Here is an 18642-nt window from a genome sequence, read left to right as displayed (position 1 = left end):
ACGTTGGTTTCTGTTATTACCGCATCATTGATTTTCATAATCACACTCATATTTGTCATTTGGCAGCCTAGAAACTTATCGATTGGATGGTCTGCTTGTATAGGTGCAATAGTTGCTTTATTAGTAGGGGTAGTTAATTTTCAGGACGTTATAGATGTCACAGGAATTGTATGGAATGCTACGCTCGCATTCATCGCTATCATAATCATTTCATTAATCTTAGATGAAATTGGATTCTTCGAGTGGTCTGCACTACATATGGCTAGATTAGCTAAAGGCAGCGGTATTCGCATGTTTATTTATGTCAGTCTTCTAGGTGCAGTCGTTGCTGCTTTGTTCGCAAACGATGGGGCTGCTTTAATACTTACGCCAATTGTTCTTGCAATGGTACGGAATTTGAATTTCAATGAAAAGATGATTTTTCCATTTATTATTGCCAGCGGATTTATAGCTGACACCACTTCATTACCATTGGTCGTAAGTAACTTAGTGAATATTGTTTCGGCAGACTTTTTTGGTATTGGCTTTGTTGAATATGCATCTCGAATGATTGTGCCGAACTTATTTGCATTAGTAGCGAGTATTTTAGTGTTGTTGTTATTCTTCCGTAAAAGTATTCCTAAAGACTATGACGTATCAGATTTAAAAGAACCGAAGGATGCTATCAAAGATATTAAGTTGTTCCGACTAGCCTGGGTAATCTTAAGCGTATTACTTGTAGGGTATTTCTCTAGTGGACTTACGGGATTGCCTGTATCTATTATTGCTGGGCTTACAGCAATATTCTTTATGGCCATGGCACAAAGAAGTCCAGCTGTTCACACGAAGCAAGTACTTAAAGGGGCGCCTTGGGCCATCGTATTTTTCTCTGTTGGGATGTACGTTGTTGTCTACGGATTGCGTAATGTCGGTTTAACAAGTGTATTGGGCGATGTCATTCAATTGGCAGCCAATCAAGGACTCTTTGTTGCAACGATTTCAATGGGCTTTATTGCTGCGATATTGTCATCACTCATGAATAATATGCCTACGGTGATGATTAACGCGTTAGCAATTTCCGAAACGACTACGACAGGTTCTATTCGTGAGGCTTTGATTTATGCAAATATTATTGGATCGGATTTAGGTCCCAAAATAACACCAATCGGTTCTTTAGCCACTTTATTATGGCTACATGTTTTATCTCAAAAAGGTGTGAAGATATCTTGGGGTAGTTATTTTAAAATCGGAATTATCCTAACGGTTCCTACACTTTTGATTACACTAATTGGACTGTATGTATGGCTGTCATTCTTACAATAATTCATGAAAAAGGGGATTTTCATTATGTCGAAAAAAATACTATACTTCTTATGTACGGGTAACTCATGCCGTAGCCAAATGGCTGAAGGCTGGGGGAAAAAGTATCTTGGTGAAGAATGGCAAGTTCTCAGTGCTGGAATTGAAGCGCACGGGGTCAATCCAAATGCTGTTAAGGTGATGAAGGAGGCAGGCGTCGATATTTCTAATCAAACTTCGGATTTGATTGATCCACAAATCTTACATAATGCAGACTTTATTGTTACGCTTTGCGGGGATGCTGCTGATAAGTGTCCGGTAACACCAGTTCATATTAAACGTGAGCATTGGGGATTTGATGACCCTGCAAAAGCAGAAGGAACAGATGAAGAAAAATGGAAATTCTTCCAACGTGTGCGCGATGAAATTGGGGCAAGGATCAAACATTTTGCTAAAACAGGGGAATAAGAAAAACAAGCCGTGAGTTCCTACCACGGTAATCCTTTAAGAAAACAAAGAAGGATAGTGTTCCAGTTATCAATGGAATGCCCCTCGCTATATCATCGTATACATCTGTTTCTAAACCGCAAATTATATAAGTATACAAAAAATTCTCCTCAACAGATGTGTTGAGGAGAATAAGCATTTTAGAATTAATTATGGAATCCACTTATTGTTTTAAGAAATCTATTTCTATTTCATTTTTTCGTGGTTCACGGCTAAAAAGATATTTCCCATTCCTCATGGAAACAAGTACCTCTGCACGCTCACGAATTGCTTCATAAGGATCTTGTGCATCTAAAACGATAAAGTTAGCTGGTTTGCCGACTTCAATACCATACTCGTCGTTAACTCTCATAATATTTGCCCCATGGTAAGTGATTAGGTTGAATGCTTTATTGATTTCATCAATATGTGTGTAATGTGCTAGATGGATACCATTGTCCAAAATATTCATCATATTTCCATTGCCTAGTGGATACCAGTAATCCGCAATTGAATCTTGGGCAAACGCGACGTTATTTCCATTATTCAACAACTCTTTTACTCGTGTTAAGCCTCGTCGTTTAGGATAACTGTCGCCACGACCTTGTAAGTGTGCATTTTCAGTTGGGCAAGAAATAAAGTTAATTTTTGACTCTTTAAATAAACCTAACATTTTATTTGCATAACTGTTATCTACTGAACCGAAGCTACATGTATGACTTGCCGTTGTGTATTCACCATAGTTTTTTTCCATAACAAGCGCATTTAATACTTCCAAAAATCGACTATTAGGATCATCGTTTTCATCACAGTGAATATCAATCATCACATTATATGTTATTGCCATGTTGACAATCCTTTTCAATGATTCAACACCGTGTTCATATGAAATTTCAAAGTGAGGGATTCCTCCTGCTACGTCAGCGCCCATTTTAAGTGCGTCTTCCATTAAATGTTCGGCACCTTTGTATCTAAAGAATCCTTCTTGAGGAAATGCTACAATTTGTAATGTAACGATATCTTTCAATTCTTCGCGCAGTTTAATTAAAGCTTTCATCCCAGTTAAATTCGGATCAGTAATATCTACATGCGTACGAATAAATTGAACCCCTTTACTCAATTCTTTTTGAATTCCTTTAATTGCACGTTCACGTACCATTTCTTCAGTCAATGACTTTTTATTATCACTCCAACGCTGTATACCTTCAAATAATGTACCCGAAACATTGGCATTTCCTTCACCTAAACCTGAAAAGATATAGTCTAAGTGTAAATGAGGGTCAACATAAGGTGGCAACACCAAACATCCCTTTAAATCAATCACTTCATCTGCATTGTTCAAATCATTACCAATTGCTATAAACTGACCGTTATCCACTAAAAATTCATAGGATTCTGGGTCTCCATATATATTTGCATTAATAAACTTTTTCATAAAATACATGACTCCTTTACTCATACTAATATAATTCATTAGCCATATTAATTACTATAACAGTTATAAAAGACAAATAATAATTATTACTATAAAATCAAAAAGAGACGACAATTAAAAAATCAGCCATAATAATTACTGAATAAAGTTAGGGAAACTTGACAGTGAGTAAAGTACATAAGGTACATAAGGTACTTTCTTGGTAGACGATTGATTTCCATTTGATTAAATATTGTCTCAGCCAGTTTTCTGTTATACCGGAAAAAAGAAACACGCTACCTATCAAATGGATAGGTAGCGTGTAGCAGAAGAGAAACAAGAAAGGATATTGCTCGTAAGGTACATTGCCATAGCCATGGATGGTTAGTGGTCATTGGTCAAGGTGTGAGAGGTAACGAGTAATTGGGTTGTTCTAATTGTAAGTTCGTGTTTCTCATCCTACCTCAGAAAGGAGTCTCACCTTCCTGAGGTTTAAAAGTATGCAGATCCATCGAAATCTAGTACGACTGTATAGTTTTTTGTGTTAATACGATTGGATAGTTGATGGGCTGACTTTTCGGCTTGTTGCGCTTTTTGGCGATAGACCTCCGGATCAAATAAAGCTATACGATAAAGGGGATTCGCTTCAGAATAACCGAATTGCACTTCTTCCTTAGGAGATGAAGATAGTTGCTTATAAAATTCTACTTTCGCCCGTAATTGAATCGCAAGTTCGATTGCCTCAACTAGCGCAAGCGGCTGTCCATCGAAATCCACAGTGTGCGTACTATTTGCTACATAAATTAGTAAATCAAGTCTACGCTGATCAACTCTAACACGTTCCATTTCAACTTCTACGTCCTGTAAAGTTCTAGCAAGTTGTGGAAGTACCATACCTTTTTCAATAGTGGCAAAAGCAACGCGATGTGCTTCTGCTTCTAATTCCCGAATTTGTTTGGAAAGTATACTTTTTAGTTTGATACCTTCAGCTAATGTGATCTTCACTGTTCCACCTCTTTTTCTATAGTGCATGAAGTTTTATGTGCATGAAGGACAGATGATCGAAAATCACCACCATTGATGCTGGTGAACATTTTACCACATGACTTAGTTAGTTGAAAAGCAGAGCTCATGTCTAATGAAGGATGAATAAATAGAACTTGCAGAACATTTTCACTTTCTTCTGTGACGGCTGTGCGCATAGAATCGATATGAGGGCTTCCAAAAGGGCTATAATCATCGCTGAGCAATAAAAGGTTGGTGAAGGTGTTGTATTTATTGTTCAAGCCCATATAACCATCCTCAGTAGTTCCAACGGTAAGTTCGATGTTTCCTACAATCTTATCTAGGTCATAGGCGACTGATGGAAGTTCATATTGCAGTGAGAAGAATGTGTTTAAATCTTCGGCACTATGAAAAGAAGGTGTATAGTTATGTTCCTTGATTTCTTGCATCCGTGTCTCTAGAGTGGATGGAGAAGTAAGAGGGTCTGCACCGAGAGATTGAACGACAGTTTGCCATTCTGTTAGTCCAGGGAAATCTGTAAGGTCTTTGTCTAGAAGCTCGAAATACAGTTGCTCCTGAAATAATTGAAGACGACCTTTTAGCATCTGAGGTGATGCAGAGACTGTTGTTTTGTTATAATAGAGTAAACCTAATTTAAAGTCTGGAATTTTTGCAAATATAGAAGGATGGATAGTAAGTTGCATTAGAATCACCTATTTGTAATTTTACTCCATCTTATCATAAGGGAGGCGGGGGATGGTGAATGTCGCTCAGCTGCAAGATGAAGTACGAGCGTTTGCTACGTCCATTGGAATAGACAAAATAGGTTTTACGACAGCAGCCCCGTTTACAAAACTGAAAGATCGTTTGAAACAACAACAGCAACTGAATTATCAATCTGGTTTTGAAGAATCGGACGTGGAAAAACGAACGGAACCACTTTTATTGCTGGATCAAGCGGAAAGTATCATCTCGATTGCGGTGGCATATCCATCGAAAATGGCGAATAGTCCAAGGGGGAAAAAAGGACAACGCCGGGGCATGTTTTGTAGAGCTTCATGGGGTGAAGATTATCATACGGTGCTGCGAGATAAACTTGCCCAGTTGGAGTTCTTCATTCTGACTAAAGTACCTGACGCTAGGCTTCGTTCGATGGTGGATACAGGGGAACTTGTGGACCGGGCAGTTGCTGAACGTGCAGGAATTGGCTGGTCAGCTAAAAATTGCTCGATTATTACGCCAGAGTTCGGATCGTACGTCTACCTTGGGGAGATGATTACGAATTTGCCATTTGCTCCAGATGAACCGATGGAAGATCAGTGTTTAGATTGTACGCTATGTCTTGATGTGTGCCCTACAGGTGCGCTAGTGCAACCGGGACAACTAAATGCCCAGCGTTGTATTGCATTTTTGACACAGACGAAACACCCGATACCGGAAGAGTTCAGGCATAGGATTGGTAATCGAGTATACGGCTGTGACACCTGTCAAACGGTATGTCCGAAAAATAAAGGTGTGAATCATACGCACCAACTAGCCTTTACACCGGAACCTGAACGAGTGAAGCCCCTTTTGCTGTCGTTGCTGTCGTTATCCAATCGACAGTTTAAAGAGCAGTTCGGGCATATGTCGGGTTCATGGCGTGGGAAAAATCCTATTCAACGTAATGCTGTAATTGCGTTGGCGCATTTTAAAGAGGAGTCAGCTATACCAGAATTGACGAGAATTCTTAAAGAAGATCCACGACCTATGATGAGAGGTACAGCTGCTTGGGCGCTTGGGCAGATTGGAACTACTGAAGCTGCAGAAGGTCTAGTAGAAGGTTCTGCAGTTGATCAAGAGGTAACTGTATCAATCGAAATAGAACGTGCGATAGTGCACCTTAATAACTGAGAGAAGGTAGTAAAGAAATGACTATTCATGTAGCTTTATTTGAACCACAAATTCCAGCCAATACCGGTAATATTGCGCGTACTTGCGCAGGCACTGATACGGCGCTTCATTTAATACGTCCGTTAGGTTTCTCGACTGAGGATAAGATGTTGAAGCGGGCTGGATTGGATTATTGGGAGCATGTACAGATTACGTATCATGATGGGATTCAAGAGTTTTTGGATAGTTATCCAGAAGGTGTGTTTTATTTCATCACAAAATTTGGAGAGACGAGCTATGAGTCATTTGATTATTCGGATACAGATAAAGATATTTTCTTTGTCTTCGGTAAAGAAACGACCGGCTTGCCTAAGGAAATTATAGCTAAGTACAAAGAGACATGTCTACGGATTCCGATGAATGATGAACATATTCGTTCGCTTAACCTATCTAATACCGCAGCGATCCTAATTTATGAAGCATTGAGACAGCAAAAGTTTGCTCATTTAACATAATAAAAAGGGACCGGCATAGAGCCTGTCCCTTTTATGTGCTTATTTTCTTGATTGACCTGGTTTGTCTTCGTATCCACCAGTGAAAATTGCAGTGAAGAACGCTACACAAACAGCCATGATTAGAATTAATCTCATTGTTTGTACCTCCTGTAAAATCAGTAGTCCTTCACACAGTATACCGTATAAGCAGTAAAAATGAAATGTTCTTAGACATACTTTGTGACAGGTTCTTAACAAATCTTACCGCGGTAAAAATAGTAGTTGATAGGTAAATAAAATTGCGAAAATATAAAGGAGGATAGGGACTTACTTACGTTGTCCCTTTGTTATCTTAAGTAATGGGTACATAATAAAGCCTGGCGCAATACCTGTCGCGCCACTAGAAGTGAACAGCATCGTCAGAATGACAAGAAATGCAGGAAATCAAGAAATGTGATGAATAATATGATACCCCGCTGTAATTCCATAATTTAAGTTTTCGGGAATTTGCTCGATTATCAGATAGAAATCAACCTGTTATACTTAAAAAGTATTCGATTTGCTAGGAAAATAATGTACAATTAGCCATAAGAGTATTTGGAGGAGGAATTTCATGTCGACAGTTTTTGAACATATGATTCCGTTGAGCAACGGTGTACAGATGCCGCAGTTCGGTTTAGGAACATATAAAATGACAGAACCAGAGGAAACGATTCAAGTGGTGGAGAAAGCGGTTTCACTAGGTTATCGTGCTATTGATACAGCTTCTATTTACGGAAATGAAAAAGAAGTGGGAGAGGCGATACGAAATTCGGGTGTTGTGCGTGAAGATTTATTTGTTACTTCGAAGGTCTGGAATGATGAGCAAGGATATGACGAAACACTTCGTGCATTTGAGCGTTCATTGACGGCGCTAGATATGAATTATTTGGATTTATATTTGACGCATTGGCCGGTAAGTGGTAGTTATATCGATACGTATCGTGCCATTGAGCGGTTGTATGATGAGAAGTTAATACGTGCGACGGGGGTTTCCAATCATCATGAATCTCATTTGATGGAGCTATTTGCGGTGGCGAATATTCGTCCAATGGTCAATCAAGTAGAAATACATCCTTTGTTAACACAAGAGCCTTTGAGACAATTTTGTAGTGAACACCAAATTGCTGTGACGTCTTGGAGTCCGTTAGCTAGAGGGAAATTGTTAGAGGATCCTACGTTGTTGGCGATTGCCAATGCACATAATAAAACAATCATGCAAGTCATCGTGCGCTGGCATATTCAACATCATCTAATCGTGATACCAAAATCTTCTACAATAACACGAGTGAAAGAAAATAGTGAAGTAGCAGATTTTCAATTATCTGCGAGTGAAATGGCTATGATTGATGCGATGAATCGCAATGAACGCACGGGAACAAATCCTGATACATACTAAGTAGTAAAAAACCGCTGTACAGTCCATTGGCCTGTGCAGCGGTTTTGCGTATTATTCTGTTTCCAACACGATAGACTCGCCTGTAATTGGATGTTCAAATGCTATTTTAGAAGCAACTAATTTATAAGGACCTCTAGCGATGGTTTCACTGCCATATAGCTGATCTCCGACAACTGGATGTCCTAAGTGAGAGAAGTGTACACGAAGTTGGTGGGTACGACCAGTCTCAAGTTGTGCTTCAACTAATGTAGAATTTGCTAAGCGATCTAGCACTTTGAAATGAGTAACTGCTGATTGGCCTGAAGGGGAGACTCTACGTCTAGTCGCATGGTAGCGATCTTTTCCAATTGGCATATTAATCGTGCCACGTGGTTTCAGTAATCTACCTTCTAGTTCTGCCGTATAGAAACGATCGATACGATTTTGTTCAAACATTCGATCGAACATCGTTTTAGCGATTGGGTGTTTAGCGATTACTAACAACCCAGCTGTATGTTGATCCAGACGATGAACGTGCTCAGCGTAAGTTCCGCCATTTTTCGTTATATAGCCCATTACCTCATTCATTAATGTGCCCGTGCCAGGTGCATGTTCTGGATGAACGGATACGCCTGCTGGTTTATAAACCGCAAGTACATGCTCATCTTCCCAAATGACACGTAATTTTGTTAAGGTTTCAGGTCTATAAGAAGACTGCGCATCAGAAAAACTGAATGTTAGTAACGTGCCTTCTGGTAAAGGTTCTTTCCATTCAATCGGTTGACCGTCTGCGTCCGTAACACTTTTATCCATACGCATTTGGTGAACGGTTTTTTTACCGCCTTGCCATTGTTCTCTTAGAAGCAGTTCAACTGTTTCGCCAGGTTTACTCGTTGTGTAATGAAAACTTGTCATCTAGTTACTCTCCTCATTCGCTTTCGAATTCATCGAAAAACGCTTCGATCTGATCATTCGGATGTGCGCCGACGATTCGACCTTGTTCTTTACCGTCTTTGTAGTGAACCAATGCAGGCCAGCCTGTCACATCATATTCTCTCTTCAACTTACTTTCGAATTCGAGCATATTATATTGATAAATATGTACATCATGTTGTTCTGCAATCGGCATAAGACGCGGTGTCATTTCCATACAATATGGACATTCAGGACTGAAGTAATACACGGTCGTTGGATCGCCACTTTCGATTTTCTTGAAAATTTCATCTGGTGTAGCGATATTCTTATAGTTCTCGTTCCCTAGTAGATCAATAGTAGATTGCTTCAAGTTTTCTGTTCCATACGGATTGTCAGCCAATTTTGTTTCATTGGATTTATTATTGAGTACAACGATCAAAATAAAGATCACGACAATAACTCCAGCGATAGTTAATAGTTTTTTCAATATGTGTCACTCCTTTGTATCTTTTAACAGTACAAGACTTGCAATGAAAATGAAAGCGAACGCTACGAAAGCGAGTAAAGGAATCGTAACAAAGCTAAAATAATTCACATATTGGCCTGTACATGAAACACCACCACATGTAGGCGCATTTTCCTGTAAAGCAGGCAGTTTTTGAATGCCATAATGATAAAGTGCAATACAGCCACCGATGAAGGAAAAAGTAGCGGTTGTTAAAGCGACCTTAGCATTTTTTTGAATCAATGCAATGATACCAATCAAGACAATCGGATACATGAAGATTCTTTGATACCAACACATCGTACACGGTATGTATCCTTTAATTTCTGAATAGTAAAGTGAGCCGAGTGTGGCGGTTAGAGCAACTGTCCAGATGAAAAGTAGCAAATTTTCTTGTTTTTTATTCATAGATCATCTCTCCACTCTTAGCTTAGCATGATAAAAGCTCTCCCTACTTAAATGGGAAAGCTCTAATGAGACAGATTAGCATCTACTTCAGATTGCAATAGAGGAGGTTGCTTTTTTGTTTCTAAGTAGAGGATATGATGTCCATCTACTTCGCTGACAGTAAACTCATAGCCTTGTTCGATAATTTTTTCTCCTGGAACTGCTTCAAAGCGTTGATCCATAAACCAACCGCCGATCGTATCGATATCTTCTTCTAAGATTTCGATATCGAGCGCTTCATTGACATTTTCAATGAGCATTTTTGCATCTAAAATATAATGGTCGGTACCAATCTTTTGCAGTTCAGGTAATTCATCTAAATCAAATTCATCGCGAATCTCTCCAACAATTTCTTCTAAAATATCTTCAATCGTCACAAGACCAGATGTTCCACCGTATTCATCCAGCAGAACGGCCATATGGATACGTTCTCTTTGGATTTTCAATAGTAAGTCCCCAATCGGAATTGTTTCAATTACACGGATAATGGGTTGCATATAGTCGAGTACCGATTTGCTACCATTCGTGGGATCTTTGATGTATGCAGTCAATAAATGCTTCATGTTTACAAGGCCAATAACATGGTCCTTATCACCGTCAGTAATCGGATAACGTGTATATTGCTCCACATCCATCATATCGAACACTTCTGATAATGTCATTTCTTTGTCCACAGTCATCATTTCCGTACGGGGCAACATTATTTCTTTTGCCACCCGGTCATCAAACTCAAAGATCCGGTTGACGTATTTGTATTCTGCCTGATTAATTTCTCCACTTCGTAAACTATCAGACAAAATAATTCGTAGTTCTTCTTCGGTGTGTGCTACTTCTAATTCGGAAATTGATTTGAAGCCTAGCAATCGCGTGACAAGACGTGCCGATACGTTCATACCTTTAATAATCGGATACATTAAACGGTAGAATAGGTTCAAAGGTATCGATAGAGATAACGATAGTTCTTCTGCTTTGTGTAAAGCAATAGTCTTTGGCGCAAGTTCTCCAACGACCACATGGAGATAGGTTACAATCGCCAAAGCAACAGTGAAGGAAAGAATCGTTTCCACGTTTGCATCCAAGGCAAGATAATTAAAGACGGGAGCCATCATGAGTTTTACAGTGGGTTCTCCGAGCATACCTAGGCCAAGTGCGGTAATGGTAATCCCGAGCTGGCAGGCGGATAAGTATTCATCTAAATTATCGGCAATTTTTTTTGAAAGAACGGCGCGTTTGTTTCCTTCTGAAATCAGCTGGTCTAGACGCGATGACCGGACTTTCACGATTGCAAATTCACACGCGACAAAAAAAGCGGTGAGTGCGATCAAGGCAGCAAATGCTGCCAATCGTATGGCAATGTCCAAATAATGGCTTTGTGCTTAACCCGAATGAGGGAAAAGAACAAAGCATACACCTCCTGTAATGTAAAGTTAGTTATCTTTTATAATAATTTATTTATGAAGAAAATACAATTCTGATTGCTTATTGATTATGGAAAAATGAAGAAAGGTTTGTCTGGAATATTCGATTTAGAGAAAAAGAACCTCCAAGTGTAGGAGGTTCTTTCGGATTTTTTACAATTCAAAATAACAAACTAAAACCAAAGCCCAAATACCCCTTACTAACTAAAGATGAAAACACCAGTGAAGAGAAGTGCGAGGCGACGACTCACCCGCTGGCCTTCCCGAACGAACCCTACCGGAACGGTTTCCTTCTTCACTCACCATATCGAGGTTGTGTTTCTTTGAAGGCGTTTTGTTCATTAGGGACACGGCTTTTGTCCTCGAAGACGTTTTCGGTCTTTTGGTTCTGTACTTGCATGCGTTGTTTTTCTAGTTGCTGTTTGCCTTTTGATTGTTCTTTACCCATAACAGCACCTCCTCTATTACAAGGATGGTCTATTAGGGGAATAATCATTCATAGACATGGAAAGTCATGAGGTCGTGTACCATTTGTTGTACATTTGATTCGTCTGTTGGTATGGTGCTTGTCCATTGAATGGAGCCGTCTTTGTGGTAATCGGCTGTATAGTGTTTGTTTCGATAATAAAAAGAAACGGTCCAACCAGGTAGGTCTGTATTTGCAAACATTTTTTTGTAACTGAAATGTTGTAACATCTTGTTCACTCCTTTTTTGTATGTATAGTGATATAAGTTGTACCGATTTCATAAACTGACCAAAAGACAGTGAAAGGATGAGTGCGTGTTTGTTGCTCAACTAAAAAATGCGATTGAAGACGAGTACAAATCTTATTTTTATTATAAGTCGATGTACCAGCTGACGAATGATCCGTTATGGCAGGAATTTATACGTCATGCGTATGAAGATGAAAAAAGTCATTATGAAATGTTTCAACAGCTTCATTATATGATTACGGGTAGTTATGTACCAAATCCTAAAAAAATGGCACCGTGCACTAATTTGAAAGAATGTGCGAAAAACGCCTTGGTCGCTGAATTGGAAGCAGTAGAGCAGTATAAGGAAATGCTGTTAACGGTTCCATTCGATCAAGGATATGATCCTATATTCATTGCGTTACATGATGAGATGGAGCATGCAATACGGATGTCAACGATTTTTAATGGAACTTGAATTAGACGCCGAAATCAAAAGTCTTTAAATAGCGTGCTCCTTTTAGCATGCGCGCGCCGTACCAAAACATTTCTCCGTCTATCAATTGTATAGTTGAATTGGGCAACATTTCTTGGAATTGTTGTTGCTGCTTTTCTTTAAATGGATACGGCTCGGATGCAAGCAAGACGATATCTAACTTCGCTTCTTTAAATTGTTCTTCCGTTAAGACAGGGTAGCGATCAGTTACGTCCGCAAATGGTGTGACGAATCCAATGGTTTGTAGTAGCGTATTGATATAAGTGTCTTTTCCTGCAACCATATAAGGCTTTTTCCAAATAACATACGCTACTCGGGCAGCAGGTAGCGCTGGTAAGTGTGCAAATGCTTCTTTAATCTCTGCAGTTAGTGCATCTGCTTCTTTCTGACGATCAGTTAAGTAACCCATATCTGTAATCATCCGGTACGCATCGTCAATGGTCTGGACTTCTGCTACAAAGACTGGATAGTGAGCAGCAAGCGTTTCGACCATTTCTTCTGTATTTTCTTCTTTTTCCATAATGATTAAATCAGGTTTGACTGCGTGAATTTTTTCTAGATGCAGATCTTTCGTTCCAGCAACGGCCGGAACTTTTTTTGCGGCTTCCGGATAAATGCAATAACGTGTTCTGCCGACGATCTCGTCTTCAAGTCCAATGGCGAATAAAGTTTCTGTAATGCCTGGGCATAAACAAATGATTCGTTTCGGTGGGAAATCATAGACGACGGTGCGTCCTAAATGGTCTGTAAGTTCTTTTTTCAATGACAGGATGACCTCCTAAGAATTTTCACTAACTGAATAAGTGTAAGCTATAAGCTCTACTCGAAACGTACCTGAATGCGGATCAATTGTAAAGTCAAAAATCCTCGCCTCGAATTCCTTTTCATTCAGCTGGTTTTTGTTATAATTGGAACGAAGACCAAGTGAAATAAGGTGAAGCGATTGAATATAGTGTTAACCATTTTGTTCATGGCGATTATAGGCGCGTTAATCGGTGGAGTGACGAATCACTTGGCGATTAAAATGCTTTTTAGACCACATGAAGCAAAGTATATTGGAAATACCCGCCTACCGTTTACGCCTGGATTGATACCGAAACGGCGGAATGAACTAGCGAGACAACTCGGCAAGACCGTGACAAATTATTTGCTGACACCTGACTTGTTTCGTAAAAAGATGCTGACACCTGCAATGGAAAAGCGTGTGGAGACATTTATTCAGGAGAAAATGGACGAATACGTTCTGCAATCGGACAAGACATTATATGACTGGCTCGGGATCGCAGGTGCGACACAACTTCCTGAACAACTGGAAGAGCGATTGGTCACATTGATTGAGCAACAAATGTACGAAATGAAATCAAAAGTGACAACGGGGACAGTGGCTGATGTAATGCCATTGCGTTGGCAACAGCAAGTGGAAGAAAGGATCCCTTTTGCTACAAGTTTTGTCTTAGGTCGCGCGGAGCAATTCATCGATTCCGAAGAAGGTAGACAGACGTTTCAGAAGTTGATTGATGATTTCCTTCATTCGAAAGGGACCTTTGGCGGTATGATCAATATGTTTTTCGGTGAGTCAGACTCGCTTGTTGGGAAAATTCAACGAGAAGCGATACGCTTTGTCAATGCGCCTGGAACAAAGGATTTGCTGGATAAGCTAATCTGGAAAGAATGGCGAAATATTCAGCAACAACCGATGGAACAACTAACTGCTGGATTTGATTGGGAAACGGTGTTTAGTTCTGTGAGAAAGTATGCACTAGAGCAATTGGCCCTTAGAGAGAGGCTAGATCATAGCCTTGCCCATTACTGGCCACAAGGATCCGATTGGACGGCGGCACATGTGACACCGAAAGTGGTTGGATTTTTATTTGAACAAGCAGAGTCGAAACTCGATGAGTCATTAAGGAAACTAAAACTCGATGAACTGGTGAAAGAACAGGTAGATACGTTCCCGGTAGCTGTGTTGGAAGACTTAGTACTAGGGATTTCACGCAGAGAGTTTAAGATGATTACGGTTCTTGGCGCACTACTTGGCGGCGTGATCGGAATCGTGCAAGGAATAATAGCACTTACTTTAACTTAACTTTAGGGGGAAATAACACATGACAGTAAATATTTATGATGATATGAATAAATTAGAATCAACATTACGTAAGACAGATCAATACCAGGCAGTAAAAACAGCGATGGCAGAAGTGAAAGAGGATGAAGAAGCGCGCGTACTATTCGAAAGCTTCCGTGAAATCCAAATGAACTTGCAGCAAAAGCAAATGGCTGGAGAGGAAATTGCAGGAGAAGAGCTGGAACATGCACAGAAAACAGCACAACTTGCTCAGGAAAATCCAACAATCATGGCCATGCTAACTGCTGAGATGAAACTTAGCGAATTGATCGAAGAAGTAAACCGTGTAGTATTGAAGCCTGTACAAGACTTGTATGAAAGCTTTAACTAAAACTAGTAATTGAAACCGGCCTCGGCCGGTTTTTTTCAACTGATGGAGAGTAGGAGAGAACAATGCAGCAACTATATGTAAATCAACCGTTTCCGCAAGATTGGATTCGGCTGTTCACGCACTTAGCTAATTTATTTTTCGAGCAATCTAAAATTGTTTCGGAACTAACGGACGATGAAACGCTAGATGTTCGTTTTACGGAAGATACGGAATTACCGAGTGTGTCAGTGGAATTACGTTGGCATGGTAAACAGTATGATGCGCAATTTACGGAAGAAATATTAGCTACTGAAGAACGAGAAATTATTCGCCAACGCAAGAGGATGTATTCTCATGTGTTGCTTGAAGTACTCGAACAAGCGACAGGTATGGAGCAAGAATGGGGAATCTTAACAGGAATTCGCCCGACGAAGCTGTATCATATGTACCGGCAAGACGGTTTTTCAGTGGATGAAGCAAAGCAATTACTTCAGCAACGTCACCGTGTATCGGTGCGTAAGAGCGAATTAATAGCACAAATTGCTAATATTCAGCTGAAAGCGTTGCCGGATTTGTATACGTTAAAACAAGAAGTGAGCATTTATATTGGTATTCCGTTTTGTCCGACAAAATGTGCGTACTGCACGTTTCCAGCGTATGCAATTCACCGAAAAAATGGTCGAGTAGAAAGTTTCCTTGATGGTTTGCATGAAGAAATGCGAGCGATTGGTCGTTGGTTAAAAGAACATGATATCCGCATTACGACAATTTATTTTGGAGGCGGTACACCGACATCGATTGAGGCAGAGGAAATGGATGCGTTGTATCAAACGATGGTCGATTCATTCCCTTATATGGAGCATGTGCGGGAAGTGACAGTTGAAGCGGGGCGTCCCGATACGATTACAGTTCCGAAGTTGAAAGTGTTGAAAAAGTGGGGAATTGACCGAATTAGTGTTAATCCGCAATCGTATACAGACGAAACGTTGAAAGCGATTGGCCGCCATCATAGTGTGCAGGAGACGATTGATAAGTATTGGTTGTCTCGGGAGCAAGGAATGCGCAATATTAATATGGATTTAATCATCGGACTTCCAAATGAAGGACTTGCTGAATTTGAGCATTCATTGGCGGAGACGGAGAAGATGCAACCGGAATCGTTGACGATCCATACATTGTCATTCAAAAGAGCATCTGAGATGACACGCAATAAAGATAAATATCAAGTGGCGGATCGAAAGACGGTCGGTCAGATGATGACGCGTGGTGAAGAATGGTCGAAAGCTAACGGCTATATTCCATATTATTTATACCGTCAAAAAAACATTTTAGGAAATCTTGAGAATGTTGGTTATGCAAAGCCTGGTGAAGAGAGTCTCTATAATATTTTGATCATGGAAGAAGCGCAGACGATTATTGGATTGGGTTGTGGAGCATCCAGTAAGTTCATGGATCCAGCGACAGGTAAACTGACGCAATTCCATAACCCGAAAGAACCTGCAGCGTATATTCTAGGTTTTGAAGAATCTATCGATCGTAAAATTGCTTATTTGGATGAGGTGTTTTATTCGACTGATCCGATAAAATAACAACTATCCCCGCCATTTTAACTGGTTGGGGATTTCATAGTCTAGTTGAAAGATAGTAAAGAAAGCTGACCAAAGAGCGCAGCGAAAGATGGCTCACCGCGGGCCCTACAGAACGCATCCGCCAGAAATGCAGAGTAACGGCGTCGACTATCCACTTCAGTTTATTTATCTATTTTGTAGAAAGTTATGCAAACGCTCTCATAGTTGTGTATAATATGATGAATGAATAACCATTCATCTTGGGGGAGGAATTGATTTTGACTAAACAAATTGAAGTAGTAATTGATGGAAGACTAGCAACGGTAACATTTAATAGGCCTGATGTGATGAATGCGATGGATGGTGTGATGATGAAAGAGTTGGCGGATATTGTCGATGACTTGAAAAAAAACACATCTGTTCACGTCGTGCTATTTCATGGGGCAGGTCGTGCATTTTCTGCCGGAGGGAATGTTAAAGCGATGTTGGACCCGAATGGACCGATGAAGATGGAAGATATTATGGTCGATTTATCGAGGCTCGCTTTAGCTATGTACAGCATGCCGCAAATTACGATTGCTTCTGTACATGGTGCAGCGGCAGGTCTTGGTTGTAGTATAGCGATTGCTTGTGATGTTGTCATTGCGGAAGAGTCGAGTAAGATTGCGATGAACTTTATAGGAATCGGTTTAGTTCCTGACGGTGGAGGTCATTTCTTCTTGAAGCAGAGAGTGGGTGCATCAAGAGCGAAGCAACTGATTTGGTCAGGTGAAGTACTAGACGGCAAACACGCGATGCAGATTGGACTAATTGATCAAGTGGTAGCGGATGGAGAGGCTTGGAATACAGCGCAACAACGTTCACAACTGATCTTGAATTCTCCTACAGCTTCTATGGCGGCATCTAAAAAGATTTTACATGCTGCTGGTGTGGAAGAATTAAAAAAAATAGTAGAGCTTGAGAGTGAGGCGCAAGCGGCGATGCGCAATACCTCTGATCATAGAGAAGGGGTTCAAGCATTTGTCGAAAAGAGAAAACCTATCTTTACGGGACGATAAAAAATAGACGCGCGAATGCGCGTCTATTCTATGTGTATTGCCTTTGTTGACAGTCAATTATTGATATTTAGCGGCTGTTTCTCTCCATGAGAAATAGCCTTTTTCAATTGCGCGAAGTAATAGCTCAGCTGAAGCTAAGTTGGTTGCGAGTGGAATGCCGTAGACATCACATAAGCGAAGTAAAGCACTAACATCGGGTTCATGCGGTTGAGCTGTCAATGGATCACGAAAGAATAAAACTAAATCCAACTTTTCGGTAGCGACCATTGCACCAATTTGTTGGTCGCCGCCAAGTGGTCCAGACATGAGTCGCGTAATGGAAAGTTCAGTCTCTTCCATGATTCGCTGACCAGTTGTACCCGTAGCGTAAAGAGTGTGCTTGGCAAATATTTGTTCGTAAGCAATTGTGAAATTCACTAATTCTGCCTTTTTTTCATCATGCGCAATTAAAGCAATGTTCACACGAGTCACTTCCTTCTACGAATTCTTGACGAAGATAGCGTATCACAAAATGCGCGAAAAATCTCGCTTTTCTGTCTGCTAAATAAAAGAACTCCACTAGAAAAGGGGTTAATCTTCTTACTTTTTGTTTTTTGGCTTGTAGGAAAGCTATGACCTTACTGCCTAAAAAGTGGGGGGAGTAAGGCTTGTTGTTCTTTGAAGTTAGTAAGCGATTCAATAAGTTCTAAATACATCAATACACTTCTATATATGGTGTAGTAATCATCACTGTACCCACTTCGGCGCTGGCGGATGGCTCCCGCAATAAGCCAGACAGGAAGACCGCCTATCTGTCTCATTGCTCCGCCTACCGCTTGTAAGGCGCCTTCGTTTGGTGAAGGGAAGTGTGTGGCATAGTTTTTTGAAGTTAGTAAGAAATTTGGTAAGTTCAAGGCACTTCAATCCGCTTCTGTATGTAGCTAGTAATTCATCATTGTACTCACTACGGCGCTGGCGGATGGCTCCCGCAGAAGACCGCCTATCTGTCTCATTGCTCCGCCTACCGCTTGTAAGGCGCCTTCGTTTGGTGAGGGGAAGTGTGTGGCATAGTTTTTTGAAGTTAGTAAGGAATTTGGTAAGTTCAAGCCACTTCAATCCGCTTCTGTATGTAGCTAGTAATTCATCATTGTACCCACTACGG

General features: G+C 40.3%; 22 protein-coding genes and 1 pseudogene. 10 read left to right on the top strand and 13 right to left on the bottom strand.

Features of this window, described 5'->3' with window-relative positions:
• Positions 1–3 precede the first annotated feature (3 nt).
• Positions 4–1302 carry an arsenic transporter gene (locus CSV79_RS14025; RefSeq protein WP_099689690.1) on the top strand — a complete coding sequence of 433 codons (1299 nt, stop codon included), beginning with the start codon at positions 4–6 and terminating at the stop codon, positions 1300–1302.
• A gap of 24 nt (positions 1303–1326) precedes the next feature.
• A complete protein-coding gene (arsC, locus tag CSV79_RS14020; RefSeq protein WP_099689689.1) occupies positions 1327–1746 on the top strand; it encodes an arsenate reductase (thioredoxin) in 420 nt (139 codons plus the stop codon).
• 202 nt (positions 1747–1948) lie between these two features.
• On the opposite strand, the gene CSV79_RS14015 is transcribed toward arsC, so the two are convergent.
• The 3 genes from CSV79_RS14015 to CSV79_RS14005 form a co-directional block, all read right to left on the bottom strand.
• Positions 1949–3199 carry an amidohydrolase family protein gene (locus tag CSV79_RS14015; protein WP_099689688.1) on the bottom strand — a complete coding sequence of 417 codons (1251 nt, stop codon included), beginning with the start codon at positions 3197–3199 and terminating at the stop codon, positions 1949–1951.
• Positions 3200–3670: 471 nt separating this feature from the next.
• Positions 3671–4210: a hypothetical protein gene (locus tag CSV79_RS14010; protein ID WP_143560586.1), complete on the bottom strand. Its 540-nt coding sequence runs from the start codon at positions 4208–4210 to the stop codon at positions 3671–3673.
• A complete protein-coding gene (locus tag CSV79_RS14005; RefSeq protein WP_099689686.1) occupies positions 4180–4887 on the bottom strand; it encodes a B3/B4 domain-containing protein in 708 nt (235 codons plus the stop codon). Before CSV79_RS14005 ends, CSV79_RS14010 begins: the two co-directional genes overlap by 31 nt.
• 55 nt (positions 4888–4942) lie before the next feature.
• Here CSV79_RS14005 and queG point away from each other — a divergent pair, with 55 nt between their 5' ends.
• Together queG and trmL are read left to right on the top strand one after the other, a co-directional pair.
• Positions 4943–6076 (top strand): tRNA epoxyqueuosine(34) reductase QueG, encoded by a 1134-nt coding sequence (queG, locus tag CSV79_RS14000; protein ID WP_099689698.1) that lies wholly within the window; start codon positions 4943–4945, stop codon positions 6074–6076.
• A 17-nt stretch (positions 6077–6093) separates the two neighbouring features.
• Positions 6094–6570, top strand: coding sequence for a tRNA (uridine(34)/cytosine(34)/5-carboxymethylaminomethyluridine(34)-2'-O)-methyltransferase TrmL (gene trmL, locus CSV79_RS13995; RefSeq protein WP_099689685.1), 477 nt, complete (start codon positions 6094–6096; stop codon positions 6568–6570).
• 240 nt (positions 6571–6810) lie between these two features.
• On the opposite strand, the pseudogene CSV79_RS17170 reads toward trmL, so the two are convergent.
• Positions 6811–6993 (bottom strand): annotated as a pseudogene (locus CSV79_RS17170) (NCS2 family permease); the annotation flags it as partial.
• Between the two features lie 169 nt (positions 6994–7162).
• Here CSV79_RS17170 and CSV79_RS13985 point away from each other — a divergent pair.
• The gene (locus CSV79_RS13985; RefSeq protein WP_099689684.1) at positions 7163–7987 is read left to right on the top strand and encodes an aldo/keto reductase; all 825 of its coding nucleotides are present in this window, start codon (positions 7163–7165) and stop codon (positions 7985–7987) included.
• 51 nt (positions 7988–8038) lie between these two features.
• On the opposite strand, the gene CSV79_RS13980 is transcribed toward CSV79_RS13985, so the two are convergent.
• The 6 genes from CSV79_RS13980 to CSV79_RS13960 form a co-directional block, all read right to left on the bottom strand.
• The gene (locus tag CSV79_RS13980) at positions 8039–8881 is read right to left on the bottom strand and encodes an RluA family pseudouridine synthase (protein WP_099689683.1); all 843 of its coding nucleotides are present in this window, start codon (positions 8879–8881) and stop codon (positions 8039–8041) included.
• Positions 8882–8894: 13 nt separating this feature from the next.
• Positions 8895–9368, bottom strand: a complete 474-nt coding sequence (locus CSV79_RS13975) for a thioredoxin family protein (protein WP_099689682.1) — start codon at positions 9366–9368, stop codon at positions 8895–8897.
• Between the two features lie 6 nt (positions 9369–9374).
• On the bottom strand, positions 9375–9794 hold the full coding sequence (locus tag CSV79_RS13970) for a disulfide oxidoreductase (protein ID WP_099689681.1): 420 nt from the start codon (positions 9792–9794) through the stop codon (positions 9375–9377).
• A gap of 62 nt (positions 9795–9856) precedes the next feature.
• Positions 9857–11194, bottom strand: a complete 1338-nt coding sequence (locus CSV79_RS13965; protein ID WP_199171930.1) for a hemolysin family protein — start codon at positions 11192–11194, stop codon at positions 9857–9859.
• Between the two features lie 352 nt (positions 11195–11546).
• On the bottom strand, positions 11547–11699 hold the full coding sequence (locus tag CSV79_RS16870; RefSeq protein WP_158232549.1) for a hypothetical protein: 153 nt from the start codon (positions 11697–11699) through the stop codon (positions 11547–11549).
• Between the two features lie 44 nt (positions 11700–11743).
• On the bottom strand, positions 11744–11947 hold the full coding sequence (locus CSV79_RS13960; protein WP_099689679.1) for a YheE family protein: 204 nt from the start codon (positions 11945–11947) through the stop codon (positions 11744–11746).
• An 85-nt stretch (positions 11948–12032) separates the two neighbouring features.
• Here CSV79_RS13960 and CSV79_RS13955 point away from each other — a divergent pair, with 85 nt between their 5' ends.
• Positions 12033–12422: a ferritin-like domain-containing protein gene (locus CSV79_RS13955; protein ID WP_099689678.1), complete on the top strand. Its 390-nt coding sequence runs from the start codon at positions 12033–12035 to the stop codon at positions 12420–12422.
• A 1-nt stretch (position 12423) separates the two neighbouring features.
• Here CSV79_RS13955 and CSV79_RS13950 read toward each other — a convergent pair whose 3' ends face one another.
• Positions 12424–13203 carry an ABC transporter substrate-binding protein gene (locus tag CSV79_RS13950; RefSeq protein ID WP_099689677.1) on the bottom strand — a complete coding sequence of 260 codons (780 nt, stop codon included), beginning with the start codon at positions 13201–13203 and terminating at the stop codon, positions 12424–12426.
• Positions 13204–13374: 171 nt separating this feature from the next.
• Between CSV79_RS13950 and CSV79_RS13945 the strand changes: the two genes are divergently transcribed.
• From CSV79_RS13945 to CSV79_RS13930, 4 genes are all read left to right on the top strand, one after another.
• Positions 13375–14526: a DUF445 domain-containing protein gene (locus CSV79_RS13945; protein ID WP_099689676.1), complete on the top strand. Its 1152-nt coding sequence runs from the start codon at positions 13375–13377 to the stop codon at positions 14524–14526.
• A 19-nt stretch (positions 14527–14545) separates the two neighbouring features.
• Positions 14546–14896, top strand: coding sequence for a YlbF/YmcA family competence regulator (locus CSV79_RS13940; RefSeq protein ID WP_099689675.1), 351 nt, complete (start codon positions 14546–14548; stop codon positions 14894–14896).
• A gap of 62 nt (positions 14897–14958) precedes the next feature.
• Positions 14959–16464, top strand: coding sequence for a coproporphyrinogen III oxidase (locus tag CSV79_RS13935; RefSeq protein WP_099689674.1), 1506 nt, complete (start codon positions 14959–14961; stop codon positions 16462–16464).
• A 251-nt stretch (positions 16465–16715) separates the two neighbouring features.
• A complete protein-coding gene (locus CSV79_RS13930) occupies positions 16716–17501 on the top strand; it encodes an enoyl-CoA hydratase (protein ID WP_099689673.1) in 786 nt (261 codons plus the stop codon).
• A gap of 57 nt (positions 17502–17558) precedes the next feature.
• Here CSV79_RS13930 and mgsA read toward each other — a convergent pair whose 3' ends face one another.
• Together mgsA and CSV79_RS16650 are read right to left on the bottom strand one after the other, a co-directional pair.
• Positions 17559–17963: a methylglyoxal synthase gene (gene mgsA / locus CSV79_RS13925; RefSeq protein ID WP_099689672.1), complete on the bottom strand. Its 405-nt coding sequence runs from the start codon at positions 17961–17963 to the stop codon at positions 17559–17561.
• Between the two features lie 155 nt (positions 17964–18118).
• On the bottom strand, positions 18119–18394 hold the full coding sequence (locus CSV79_RS16650; RefSeq protein WP_143560585.1) for a hypothetical protein: 276 nt from the start codon (positions 18392–18394) through the stop codon (positions 18119–18121).
• Positions 18395–18642 lie beyond the last annotated feature (248 nt).

The organism is Sporosarcina sp. P13 (assembly GCF_002743055.1).
Taxonomy (GTDB): domain Bacteria; phylum Bacillota; class Bacilli; order Bacillales_A; family Planococcaceae; genus Sporosarcina.
Note: the sequence above shows the minus strand (reverse complement) of the source record. Positions and strands in the feature narration are given on the sequence as shown.